The following is a 12,528-nucleotide window of genomic DNA, read 5'->3' on the forward strand; positions in this document are numbered from 1 at the left end:
CCTCGGCAGTACCCTGTGATCCAGATCACCGACACCTTCCTCAGGGGGATGCGTATGCCAGGCGTGCTGACCAAGGTGACCGACACGCTCTCCGCCGTGCGGGTGATGGTGCGCAGCGGCCTCGTGCCGTTCCCTCGCCTCGACCACGGCATCGCCTCGATTCGCGCGGTCGAGAAGTACGGACCGTTCGCCGGCCCGGTGCACGCACACGTCAACGCCGGACTCGACGCCGTCGCCCTCGTCGACGAACACGGGCAGTTGACGTACAGCGAACTCGAGGGGCGGTCCAACGCGCTCGCCCGCGCGTGGTCGGCCGAGGGCATGACCACCGGTTCGGTGATCGGTGCCATGTGCCGCAACCACCGCGGACTTCTGGTCACGATGCTCGCGGCGGCCAAGCTCGGCAACAAGCTCGTCCTGATGAACACCGGCTTCGCGGCCCCGCAGCTCGTCGACGTCGCCGCCCGCGAACAGGTCGGCTCGTTCGTGTACGACGAGGAGTTCGCCGCCGTCGCCGACGGACTGCCCGGCGACGTCCGCCGCTACCTCGCCTGGGGCAGGGCCACCGAGCGTGCGCCCCACCTCGACGCCCTCATCGCGCGCCAGACCTCCGCACCCGTCGACCCGCCCGCCGTCCACGGCAGTTTCGTGCTGCTCACCAGCGGGACCACCGGAACCCCGAAAGGCGCTCCGAGGGAACGGACGACGCCCCTCGCGTCCGCTCAGTTCCTCGATCGGGTACCGCTGCGGCGCGGCCAGACGATGGTGATGGCGGCACCCGCCTTCCACGGCACCGGCCTGTCCCAGCTCGGCCTCGCTCTCGCGCTCGGCCAGACCGTGGTGATGCAGCGCCGGTTCGACCCACTGCAGGCGGTCGACCTCGTCGCCTCGAACCGGGCCGACTCACTGGTCGTCGTGCCGACGATGTTGCAGCGCATCGTCGACCTCGGCCCGGACGTCCTGTCCGGCTACGACACGACCAACCTGTCGATCGTGTTCGCGGCAGGCTCCGCGATCTCACCCGACCTGTCCCGGCGCACCGCCGAGGCATTCGGTCCGGTCCTCTACAACCTGTACGGGTCCACCGAATGTGCGGTCGCCACGGTGGCGACCCCCGCCGACATGGCCCGGGCGCCCGGGACGGCGGGGCGCGCGCCCGTCACCTGCCACGTCGCGCTCTACGACGACAACGGCACCCGTATCAGCGAACCCGGCGTCATCGGACGGATCTTCGTCTCCAGCGGACTCAGCTTCAACGGCTACACCGACGGCCGGGACAAGGAACGTATCGACGGTCTGCTCTCCACCGGCGACGTCGGCCACTTCGACGAGGACGGACTGCTCTTCGTCGACGGCCGCGACGACGACATGATCGTGTCGGGCGGCGAGAACGTGTACCCACTCGAGGTGGAGAACCTGCTGGCCGAGCATCCCGACGTCGCCGACGCCGCCGTCGTCGGAGTCGAGGACGTGGAGTTCGGTCACCGGCTGCGCGCCTTCGTCGTCACCGTCGACGGCGCCCCGCAGGACGAGCAGGCACTCCGAAGTCACGTCAAGGAACACCTCGCGCGGTACAAGGTGCCCCGCGACGTGGTGTTCCTCGACGAGTTGCCGCGCAACGCGACCGGCAAGCTGCTGCGCCGCGTTCTCCACGACTGGGAGTCACCCGACGTGTGACCCTCGCAGTGCCGAGACTGCCGAGGTGACGTCGTCCTCGATCAGCGCGGCGTTGATCATCGAGCCGACGAACACGCCCGCCGATGCCGCCGAGATGACCTGCGCCCGCATGTCGGTCACGTTTCCGGCGACCCACACGCCGGGGACGGTGGTCGCGCCGGTGGGCTCGGCGGGCAGGTGCGTGCCGATCACCTCGTCGCCCATGTACATCGGTACCGGCGCGAGTCCGAGTCCGGCGAGGAAGTCGGCCCGCACCCGGAACCTCGGTGGAACGACGATCGCCTCCCGCTCGATCACCCGTTCTCCCAGGCGGATTCCGACGAGACGGTCGCCGCGCACCTCGAGTCCGGTCACTTCGCCGTCGACGATCTCGATGCCGCGCGCCGCGAACTTCTCCCGGTCGGCGGGATCGAACTCCGGCCCCGTGTGGGCGAACACGACGACGTCGTCGCTCCACTGTCGCCACATCAACGCCTGATGCGCGGCAAAGGAGTTGGTGGCCAGGATGCCGACGGGCCGATCCCGGACCTCCCACCCGTGGCAGTACGGGCAGTGCAGCACCTCGCGCCCCCACCGGTCTGCCAGACCGGGGACGTCGGGGAGTTCGTCGACCAGTCCGCTCGTCACGAGCACCTGCCGGGCGGCGATCCGCTCGCCCGTCGCCGTGGCGACGACGAATCCGGACCCGTCCCGTGCGACCTCACGTACCGTTCCGTCGAGGAATTCGGCACCGTATCCGGCGATCTCGCCACGCCCGATGCGCAGCAGCTCACCGGGTGGCATGCCCTCCCGACCGAGGTAGTTGTGCATGTGCGCGGCGGGCGCGTTCCTCGGATGCCCGGCGTCGACGACCAGGACGGACCGCCGCGCCCGGGACAACGACAACGCACCGCCGAGTCCCGCGGCGCCGCCTCCGACGACCACCACGTCGTAGCTGTCCGACGTCCGGGTTGTCTCCAGTTCCATCACCGACTCCTCTCGCTGCCGACCACATTTCCGATCTCCCACGCACCGCGCTGGGACCGACTTCCACTGTCCCGATACGAAGCGATTCAAGCAAGGCTGCTTGCGAAATCAGCAAGATACGGTCAGGCAAGGGCGAGGAATCGGCGCAGGAACTTCCTGCCGACCCCCTCGACTTCCGTGAGGTAGGTGGCCTCCGGCGCAGTTCCCGGCGGCATGTACTCGAGCATCATGGGCAGATCGATCCCCCTCAGCTCAACGTGGAACTGCAGTCCGTAGGCCGCGCGGCCGATGCGGAACGCCTGGTGCGGGTACCGGTCGCTGCCGGCCAACAGCGTTGCGCCGGTGGGTAGATCGAAGGTGTCACCGTGCCAGTGCACCACCGGCCACCGCGCATCCGGGCCGCCGAACACCGGGTCGACGCGACCCTCGTCGGTCACTGTCACGACGCCGGCACCGAATTCGCCTGCCGGCCCGGCGAAGACGTGGCCGCCGAGCGAGGCGGCCAGCAACTGCGCACCGAGACACACTCCGAGAACAGGAATGTCGCGTTCGACACACGCCGCGATGAGTGCACGTTCGGAGGCGAGGTGCGGGTGACCGGCGTCGTCGAGGGCGTTCATCGGCCCACCCATGACGACGAGTCCGGCGCAGTCCTCGGGTGCCGGCAACAGGTCGCCGGCATAAGGGGCGCACAGCGACGGAGTAATCCCGGCCTCGGCCATGACGGCTGCGATCAGGGCCGGTCCTTCGAAGGGGACGTGCGTGACGATCCACCAGTTCATGACCGCATCCTCACACGATCGCTCCCCCACCGACGCGGCCGACAGTGAACCCCGAAAACGACGAAGACCCGGCCTCGAGATGAGACCGGGTCTTCGTACCGTGGTAGCGGGGACAGGATTTGAACCTGCGACCTCTGGGTTATGAGCCCAGCGAGCTACCGAGCTGCTCCACCCCGCGTTGCGTTTCCCACAGTACACGACACCGGGCGCTGCCAACTAATCGCGCCCTGAGCAGGCAATACGGCTGTCGATCCGACATCAGCAGAAGTGACTGCGGACGGCGTGCACGGTCACACCTCATCTGGGCGACTCCGCGTGTGGGACGTCGACACTACGCCGTCCGGCGCCGACCTACGCTTTGAACGACTCCACACCCCGGACCAGGCGTGTACTGACCCGAGACCACGTGTCGCCGGTTCGTGACGTCCACCGACCGAACCGAGACCTTCGGCGGCATTGGGAAGCGCTCACATGCAATCAGGCCCGGGATTCGCACTGAATCCCGGGCCTGATCTTTGGTAGCGGGGACAGGATTTGAACCTGCGACCTCTGGGTTATGAGCCCAGCGAGCTACCGAGCTGCTCCACCCCGCGTTGCCTGAACGAAGTTACACGAGCAGATGAAGCGAACACAAATCGCCTGGACAGCACGCGCCGAGAGGGCCGGAAGTCGACTCGACCGACGCGGTTCGCGCCGAGACAACCCCAATCACTGTGTCCCACTTCACAAAATCGTGGTGATGCCCCACACATAACGGCGGGGTTACGGAACGGCCTCGGTGTCGCGACCCGCCGACGTGACCTGGCGAAACGCGAGCTACGACGTCAAGTGCGTTGCGGCAGGCCACAGTTCGACCGGGATGAACCGCAGCGAATTCTTGGCTAGCGTCGTCCCCGGCCCGAAACGACCGGGCTCAGCCGACCCGCCGCTGCTCGACACTGCCCCGCGGGATCGGAACCCGAAACCTTCGAGGGGCAGGGACGGGCGCGGATTCCCCAGCGCCGGGCGACGAACAGCATTCCCTGTCCGCCACGGCCGATCCGCACCGATCGCACGACCACGCCTGATCACATCCGATCGCGTCTGGCTGCCGTGCGTTCCCGTCGGCACGCGCGGAGAGGATTCACCCGCATGACCACTCGTAAGACGTCCACGCGTGCGCTCGCCGCCGTTGCCGCGACCGCAACCCTGGCCACCATCCCACTGGCACTCAGCATGGGCACCGCCTCCGCAGCCACCCACAACTGGGACGGCGTCGCACAGTGCGAGAGCGGCGGCAACTGGTCCACCAACACCGGCAACGGCTACTACGGCGGCCTGCAGTTCTCGCAGAGCACGTGGGCCGCGAACGGCGGCACCGGCCAGGCGCACAACGCCTCCAAGGAGGAGCAGGTCCGCGTCGCCGAGAACGTCCTCGCGACCCAGGGCGCCGGCGCGTGGCCCCACTGCGGCAAGTACCTGACCGTCGCCGAGCCCGAGCCCGCTCCGGAGCCGGCCCCCGCCCCGGTCGTCGAGGCACCCGCGACGGTTCCGACCGTCGCCGCCGTTCCCGGGCTCCCCGAGAACTTCCCCGCGCTGACCGCGGATCAGCTTCGCGAGGCGAGCGACCTGGCTGTCGCCACCGGCGACCAGTACGGAGTCGGCGGCGACGTTCGCGCCGCGATCGACGCCAACAGCGTCTACCTGGTCGGCCTCGCCCGCTGACTCGGCCCCAACACAGTCGAAGGCGCCCTGCCGATCGAGTTCGATCGGCAGGGCGCCTTCGTTGATTCCCGCTCGCTGCGGCGGTGCTAATTCGGCAGGTTCTGGTACGCGGTCACTGCCTTCTGCAGTCGGTCGAGCGCGGCGCCGTACGCTGCGAAGTCACCGCTCTGCTGGCTCTGCCGCATCTGGGCCATCGCCGCGTCGAGCTCGGCGACCACCGCGTCGCGGTCACCGGAGGGCGTCGTCGGCGCAGGGGTCGCAGGCACGGCCTGGCCCTGGTCGTCTGTGGTCTCACCGGTGGCCTGCCCGCTTTCCGGCGTACCTGTCGGCGCGGTCGCGGCGGCACCCCCGCCCGGACCGAACACCTGGTCCAACGCCTCCGACAGTGTCGGCGCATACCCGACCCGGACGTTGTTGCTCGCATCCCGGTAGCTCACCAGCACTCGCGACAACTGCGGGAAGGTCGAACTGTCCTGGCTGGTCGAATTGCGTTCCGTGTACATCGGTTCGACGTACAGGATCCCGCCCTCAGCGATCGGCAACGTCAACAGATTGCCGTACTGGATGCGGTTCGACCGTTCGAGCAGTGTCCGTTCGGACGCCACCCGAGGATCGGAGATCATCGAGTTCTGCGTCTGCTGCGGACCCTGGGTCGTGGTGTCGGTCGGCAATCTCAGCACCGTGATCTTGCCGTAGTTCTCCGGGTCCGACTGCGCCGAGATGTACGCCGACAGGAACTGCCGGTTGAAGCCGACCATCGCGCTCGTCAGGTTGAACTGGGGCTCGGCCGTTTCCGGATCGCCGACCGACACGTAGTACGGCGGCTGGTTGGCGGTCGTGTCGATCGTCGGATCGCTCGGCACCGACCAGAAGGCGTTGTTCGTGAAGAACTCACGCGGATCGTTCACGTGGTACTTCGCCAGCATCTCCCGCTGAACCTTGAACAGGTCCTCCGGGTAGCGGAAGTGCTGCCGGAGGTCGTCCGGGATCGTGTCGTTGCCCTGCACGGTGCCCGGGAACACCTTCATCCACGCGTCGAGCACCGGGTCGTTCTGGTCCACCTCGTAGAGCGTCACGGTGCCGTCGTAGGCGTCGACGGTGGCCTTGACCGAGTTGCGGATGTAGGAGACCTCCTTGCGCGGCAGCGGCCTGCCCGTGGTCTGGTCGATGCTGTCCTCGACGAGCCCGTCGAGCGAGCTCCGCTGCGCATACGGGTAGTTGTCGAGCGTCGTGTAGGCGTCGACGATCCACTTGATCCGTCCGTCCACCACCGCGGGATAGGCGTTGCCGTCCGCAGTCAGCCAGGGCGCCACCTTCGTCACGCGTTCGCGCGGGTCACGGTTGAAGATGATCTTCGAGTCGGATCCGATCGCGCTGGAGAACAGGATGTTCCGCTCCGCGTACTTCGCCGCGAATGCGAGCCGGTTGAACCAGTTCCCGATCGAGACGCCGCCGGCACCGGTGTACGTGTACTGGGAGGTGTCGGTGTCGTACTCGCGGGGGCCCTCACCCTCGACCGCACCGACGATCGAGTAGTCGACATCGGTGTCCGCGATGACCTCGCCGTAGTAGATGCGCGGCTGCTCCACCGGAATGACCTGGTTACCAGCCTGCTGCGAGGCGATGTCACTGACCGTGTAGACGGGGTAACCGCTGTTGGAGTTGGCGGCCTCCTCCGCGGAGTTCGACGCGGCCGCGTTGACCTTGTTGGCCGGAGCTGCGACGAACCCGTTGCCGTGGGTGTACACGGTGTGCCGGTTGATCCAGTCGGTCTGGTTGCCGGTGAGGCTGCGCGGGGAGAGTTCGCGCGCCGCGACCACGTAGTCGCCCTTCTCGCCCTCCACGTCGTAGCGGTCGATGTCGAGAGCAGGCGGGAACCCGTAGAAGTTCTTCAGCTGCTGCTGCTGGGTGAACGTCGGCGACAGCAGGTTCGGATCGAGCAGTCGTGCATTCGCGATCGTGGTCTGGTCGGCAGGGATGTCACGCGGCGACTTGGTGCTGTATCCCGGATAGTCCTGATACGTCACCTCCTCGTCGGTGATGCCGTAGGCCTCTCGGGTCGCCGCGATGTTGCGCTCGATGTAGGTGCTCTCCTTGTCCGCCGCGTTGGGCCGGACCGAGAACTGTTCGACGACCAGCGGGTACACCGCACCGACGAGAATCGACGACAACAGCAGCAGGCCGGTCGCCATCGCGGGAATCCGGAGGTCGCGCAACACGATCGCCGCGAAGAACGTGATCGCGCAGATCACGGCGATCGCCATCAGAATCAGCTTCGCGAGCAGCACCGCGTTGACGTCGGTGTAGCTCGCGCCGGTGAACGTCGGCTCCTTGCGGCTGCTCGACAGCAGCGAGTACCGGTCCAGCCAGTACGCGATCGCCTTGAGAAGGAAGAAGGTGCCCGCGAGGACCGCCAACTGGATCCGTGCCGCGTTGCTCAGCGCGCCCTCACGGCCGGCCAGCCGGATGCCGCCGAACACGTAGTGCGTGACCAGGTTCGCGATGAACGCGAGGATCACGGCGACGAACAGCCAGTTCAGGACGAACCGGTAGAACGGCAGGTCGAAGGCGTAGAAGCCGACGTCGAGATTGAACTGCGGATCCCGCTGCCCGAACGAGCCGCCGTGCAGGAACATCTGCACCGCAACCCAATTGGACTGGGCGACCAGCCCGGCGAGGGCGCCGATGACGACCGGGACGACGACACCGAACAGCTTGAGCCTGCTCATCACCGCCGTCCGGTACCGGGCGATCGGATCGTTCGGTCCGACGGCGGGAACGAAGACGGGCCGTGACCGGTAGGCCAGCAGCAACCCGCCGAACACGGCGCCACCGACGACCAGTGCGACGACGAGGAACAGCGCGAGCCGGGTGATCAGCACCGTCGAGAACACCTCGCGGAATCCGACCTCGCCGAACCACAGCCAGTTCGTGTAGCCGCCGATCAGTCGCGGTCCGATCAGCAGGAGAACTGCCACGACGAGTGCCAGTACCAACAACACTCGGCTCCGTCGGGACAACGACGGAAGTCCGGTAGGGGGCCTCATGCCCACGTGTCACACTCCGGTTGTTGGGCGGCCGTCGGGCGGGCCGCGGGGTGTTTTGTCCCACTCTACGTGGGCTCCAGAAGTGCGTGCGGGCGGTCGTCCGGGTTGTCCGGATGGACGCCCTGGGTGCGAGGATGGTCGGGTGAACGACTTCGACGCCGCCGACCACCAGGCCCCGATCTCCTCAGAAGCGCTGACGCGGTGTGTCCAGGAAGTCGCCGCGCACGTCGGCGCGGACGGCTGGGGTCAGCCGCCGAAGATGTTCGCGCTCGTGCCGACCGCGCAGATCGCGATCGCCGAGCCCCATCTGCTCGATCAGCTCGAGGACGGTTCGGAGCTCACCCCCATCGAACAGCACCCGCTTCCCGAGGACCTGCACGGCGGCAGCGCCGCCCTCGAGGAGTACCTCGGCACCACCAGCTGGGCGGCCGGTGTCGCCGGATGCATGGTCGTGCAGGAGATCCTGGTGCTGCCGCCGAGTGCGACCGCCGATCTCGACTCGGCCGTCGGCGCCGCCCTCGGCCGGGACAACGACGCCGACGACATCATTCGCGCGGCAGCCGGGGCACATCCGGACCGGCGGGCTGCCCGGCTGATCGCGGCCGTGCTCAGGGACGGGCGGTCCGAGTGCGCGATCGCACTGGCACCCGAGGACGACGACGACCCGTTCGCCGAGCCGGAACTGCGCACCGGCGACAACCTGGCCCCCGGTCTCGTTCACGCACTGCAGGCAACCATGGAGGCAGACCCCGGGGACTGGTGACGGCCGGCCGCCACACGATTCGGATCAGCAGGCGGGCGCGTCCTCGCCCCGGTTCAGCGAGTCCAGCGCCTCGACGGCGCCGGTGAGGTCGTCGACGCGGACCAACCGCAGCCCGTCCGGGACCTGCTGCTTCGCCTCGTCGCAGTTGTTCGAGGGCACCAGGAACGTCGCGGCTCCCGCTTCCCTCGCGGCGACGAGCTTGTACGGGATGCCGCCGATGGGTCCGACCTTGCCGTCCGAGTCGATGGTGCCGGTGCCCGCAACGAACGTCCCGCCGTTCAGCTCTCCCGGCGACAGCTTGTCGACGACGGCGAGAGCGAACATCAGTCCGGCCGACGGGCCGCCGACCTCGGCGAGATTGAAGTCGACGGTGAACGGCACGTCGGGCTTCTCGACCGGGGTGATCCCGAGGTACCCGACGTCGTCGTGGCCGGGCCGGGCACCGAGCGTGACGGGCACCGTCTGCTCTGCGCCGTCCCGGACGACGACGATCTCGGCGACCGTCCCCGGTGCCAGGTCCGCGACCGCCCGCTGCACGTCACCGACGGTGCGTACCGCCGTGCCGTTGATGCTGACCAACCGGTCCCCGACGCGCAGCGCGGCGCTGGACGGGCCGTCCTGCGCGACGTCGGCCACCTCGAGCGCCACCGGCTCGCCGAGGAAGTGCAGTGCGGCGAGTTCCGCGGACTCCTCCGACTGCGCGAAGTCGGCGGCGTTCTCCTCCTGCACCTCGTCGCGACTGCGGTCGGATGGGTAGACCTCCTCGCGCGGCACGATGCCGTAGCGACCGCTGAGCCAGAACCCGAACGCGTCGAACACCGTCAGCCCGTCACGCACCGAGACGGTGGTCATGTTCAGGTTTCCCGAGGTCGGGTCCAGTTCTGTGCCCGAGATGTCGACGACCTGCTCGCCCTCGACCTCGCCGAGGGTGTTGAACGTCGGGCCGGGCCCGAGTGCCACGAACGGCACCTGCACCACCGTTCCGAGTCCGAGCAGTGCCACGACCGGAACCAGTGCCGCGACCAGGGTGACCATCCGTCGATTCACTCGGCCAGCGTAGAGGTCGACGGAGCGCGGCCTGTTCAGACCTCCCGGCGTGCCTCGTGCGTCACAGTGGCGGTGCCGGTGTTCGCGCTCGGCGTGATTTCCGCTGCCCATGCCCGGCTGCGCGCCTTGTACCGTGGACGTATGAGCAATCTGCCGTTTGGTTTCTCGAACTCCGACGACGATCCCGACCGCGACAAGAACACGGGCGGGGACAACGCCGGCGGCCCGACGGGCCCGGGTGGGATGCCGTTCGGCTTCAACGCCGAGGGTTTCGATCCGGCGGCACTCGGCCAGATGCTCACCCAGTTCGGGCAGATGCTCAGCGGGATGGGCAGCGCGATGGGACCGGGCGGTCAGTCCGGTCCGGTGAACTACGAGGTCGCGAAGAAGTTGGCGCTCCAGCAGATCGGCTCGGTCACCCCCGTCTCCTCGACGACCTCGACGGCTGTCGCGGACTCGGCTCACCTGGCCGAACTGTGGCTCGACGGCGCCACCACCCTCCCCGCCGGCGCCACCCGGACGGTCGCGTGGACGCCCGTCGAGTGGCTCGAGAACACCCTCGACACGTGGAAGCGCCTGTGCGATCCGGTGGCGGAGCAGGTGTCCGGCATGTGGGTGTCCGGTCTCCCCGAGGAGGCCCGGCAGATGGCGGGCCCGATGCTCGGGATGATCGGGCAGATGGGTGGGCTCGCGTTCGGCTCACAGGTCGGACAGGCGCTCGGACAGCTCGCGACCGAGGTGCTGACGTCGACCGACATCGGCCTGCCTCTCGGCCCGAACGGCGTCGCCGCGCTGCTGCCGAGCGCGGTCGAGAAGTTCAGTGAGGGACTGGAGCAGCCCGACCGCGAGATCCTGGTGTTCCTCGCCGCCCGCGAGGCGGCCCACCAGCGCCTGTACGTGCACGTGCCGTGGCTCCGGCAGCGCCTGCTCGCGACCGTCGAGGAGTACGCGCGCGGCATCAAGATGGACTTCTCCGCGATCGAGGAGGCGGCCCAGAGCCTCGACCCGAATTCGCTGACCGACCCGTCGAAGATCGAGGAGTTGTTGCAGCAGGGCACCTTCGAGCCGCAGACGACCCCGGAGCAGAAGCAGGCGCTCGAGCGCCTGGAGACCCTGCTCGCCCTGATCGAGGGCTGGGTCGAGACGGTGGTCGCGCAGGCTCTCGGCGATCGCCTGCCCGGCGTCGGTGCGCTCAGCGAGACACTGCGCCGGCGCCGCGCGACCGGCGGACCCGCGGAGCAGACCTTCGCCACTCTGGTCGGCCTGGAGCTGCGTCCGCGCAAGGTCCGGGAAGCGGCACAGCTGTGGCGTCAGGTCACCGAGGCCGCCGGCATCGACGGCCGGGACGGCGTGTGGGCCCACCCCGACCTGCTGCCCGACTCCAGCGACCTGGACAACCCCGCGGCGTTCGTCGACCGCGTGGTCGGCGGCGGCACCAGTTCGTTCGACGACCCGATCGCGCAGCTGGAGGCGCTGCAGGCCCGCGAACGCGCAGAGCGTGAGGGCGCCGACGCGGACGACGACGATGCGCAGGGCGACAATCCGAGCAAATAGCGTGGACTGACGAAATACCAGGTCAGGGCGGCCTGCACCCTGTGGACAACCGGGTCTCGGCGCGGGGGTGCGGCACCGTCGGCTGACACCCTGACGGTTATGACCCGTCATGTACCCGGCCCACGCCCGGCCGCGCCCCGGCTGGACCCGCGCATCGTCGTCCTCACCCGGCCCAGCGGCTCGGTCCAGCTGGGGTGGGATCCGGAATCCGCCCTGCTGGTCCGGCCGCCGATCGGGGTGACGCCCACCGCGCTGGCCGACGTGCTGCGGATGCTGGACGGCCGCCGCACCCGCGCCGAGATCGTATGGGAAGCGAGCCGGGTCGGCGTCGAACCACCGGAGATCGAGCAGATCGTGGCCGAACTGTCCGCGGCCGGCGCCCTGCTGCCGGCGCTTCCCGATCCTGCCGAGCAGACCGGCCCGCTGCCGCAGATCCACGTCCACGGCCGCGGTCCGCTCGCGGACGGCGTCGCCGCGATGCTGGGAGCAGGACCACTCCGTGTGGTCCGTACCGGCCCCGATCACGCGACGCATCCGCCGTCATTCCACCGCTCACGATGCGTGGTCCTCACCGACAATCTGGTCCCCGACCCGTGGACGGTCGCCGCCCTCATGGACGTGGCGGTTCCCCATCTGACCGTCCGACTGCGCGACGGGCGCGGTGTCGTCGGTCCGATGGTGCTGCCGGGCCGAACCAGCTGCCTGCGCTGCGCGGACCTGACGCGGACGGCCGCCGACGCCGACTGGCCGCATCTGGCCGCGCAGCTCGTGGGCAGGGTCGGATACGCCGAACCCGGCACCGTTCGGGCGACGGTGGCGCTCGCGGCCAACGAGGTCCGTGTCCTCCTGGACGCAGACGCCACGCGGGCGCCGTCGTGCCTGGACACGACACTGGAGTTCGACTTGCGCGCGGCCCGCCTACGCCGCAGGCGATGGTCGCGTCATCCGGAGTGCGGGTGCTCACCTGCGGTGTAGGCGAAGTCGGGGA

9 protein-coding genes and 2 tRNA genes are annotated in these 12,528 nt (G+C 68.8%); 5 read left to right on the forward strand and 6 right to left on the reverse strand.

Annotation, left to right across the window (positions count from 1 at the left end):
- The first annotated feature begins 54 nt into the window (after positions 1-54).
- Positions 55-1,677 carry an acyl-CoA synthetase gene (locus ACFSJG_RS14065; protein ID WP_378485814.1) on the forward strand — a complete coding sequence of 541 codons (1,623 nt, stop codon included), beginning with the start codon at positions 55-57 and terminating at the stop codon, positions 1,675-1,677.
- On the opposite strand, the gene ACFSJG_RS14070 is transcribed toward ACFSJG_RS14065, so the two are convergent.
- From ACFSJG_RS14070 to ACFSJG_RS14085, 4 genes are all read right to left on the reverse strand, one after another.
- Positions 1,663-2,643, reverse strand: coding sequence for an NAD(P)/FAD-dependent oxidoreductase (locus tag ACFSJG_RS14070; RefSeq protein WP_378485815.1), 981 nt, complete (start codon positions 2,641-2,643; stop codon positions 1,663-1,665). The two genes, ACFSJG_RS14065 and ACFSJG_RS14070, sit on opposite strands and share 15 nt — an antisense overlap.
- A gap of 122 nt (positions 2,644-2,765) precedes the next feature.
- Positions 2,766-3,425, reverse strand: coding sequence for a type 1 glutamine amidotransferase (locus tag ACFSJG_RS14075; RefSeq protein WP_378485816.1), 660 nt, complete (start codon positions 3,423-3,425; stop codon positions 2,766-2,768).
- Positions 3,426-3,526: 101 nt separating this feature from the next.
- A tRNA-Met gene (locus ACFSJG_RS14080) sits at positions 3,527-3,603 on the reverse strand.
- Positions 3,604-3,941: 338 nt separating this feature from the next.
- Positions 3,942-4,018: transfer RNA gene (locus tag ACFSJG_RS14085), tRNA-Met, on the reverse strand.
- A 538-nt stretch (positions 4,019-4,556) separates the two neighbouring features.
- Here ACFSJG_RS14085 and ACFSJG_RS14090 point away from each other — a divergent pair.
- Entirely contained in the window at positions 4,557-5,129 is a 573-nt protein-coding gene (locus ACFSJG_RS14090; RefSeq protein ID WP_378485817.1) for a transglycosylase family protein, read from the forward strand.
- An 86-nt stretch (positions 5,130-5,215) separates the two neighbouring features.
- Here ACFSJG_RS14090 and ACFSJG_RS14095 read toward each other — a convergent pair whose 3' ends face one another.
- The gene (locus tag ACFSJG_RS14095; RefSeq protein ID WP_378485818.1) at positions 5,216-8,182 is read right to left on the reverse strand and encodes a UPF0182 family protein; all 2,967 of its coding nucleotides are present in this window, start codon (positions 8,180-8,182) and stop codon (positions 5,216-5,218) included.
- Between the two features lie 136 nt (positions 8,183-8,318).
- On the opposite strand from ACFSJG_RS14095, the gene ACFSJG_RS14100 reads away from it, so the two are divergent.
- On the forward strand, positions 8,319-8,939 hold the full coding sequence (locus ACFSJG_RS14100) for a PPA1309 family protein (protein ID WP_378485819.1): 621 nt from the start codon (positions 8,319-8,321) through the stop codon (positions 8,937-8,939).
- Positions 8,940-8,963: 24 nt separating this feature from the next.
- Here ACFSJG_RS14100 and ACFSJG_RS14105 read toward each other — a convergent pair whose 3' ends face one another.
- The gene (locus tag ACFSJG_RS14105) at positions 8,964-9,986 is read right to left on the reverse strand and encodes a YlbL family protein (protein ID WP_378485820.1); all 1,023 of its coding nucleotides are present in this window, start codon (positions 9,984-9,986) and stop codon (positions 8,964-8,966) included.
- A 141-nt stretch (positions 9,987-10,127) separates the two neighbouring features.
- Between ACFSJG_RS14105 and ACFSJG_RS14110 the strand changes: the two genes are divergently transcribed.
- Positions 10,128-11,540 carry a zinc-dependent metalloprotease gene (locus tag ACFSJG_RS14110; protein WP_378485821.1) on the forward strand — a complete coding sequence of 471 codons (1,413 nt, stop codon included), beginning with the start codon at positions 10,128-10,130 and terminating at the stop codon, positions 11,538-11,540.
- A gap of 99 nt (positions 11,541-11,639) precedes the next feature.
- Entirely contained in the window at positions 11,640-12,515 is an 876-nt protein-coding gene (locus tag ACFSJG_RS14115) for a TOMM precursor leader peptide-binding protein (RefSeq protein WP_378485822.1), read from the forward strand.
- Positions 12,516-12,528 lie beyond the last annotated feature (13 nt).

Origin of the sequence: Rhodococcus gannanensis (assembly GCF_042681175.1) — a bacterium.
Taxonomy (GTDB): domain Bacteria; phylum Actinomycetota; class Actinomycetes; order Mycobacteriales; family Mycobacteriaceae; genus Rhodococcus_G; species Rhodococcus_G gannanensis.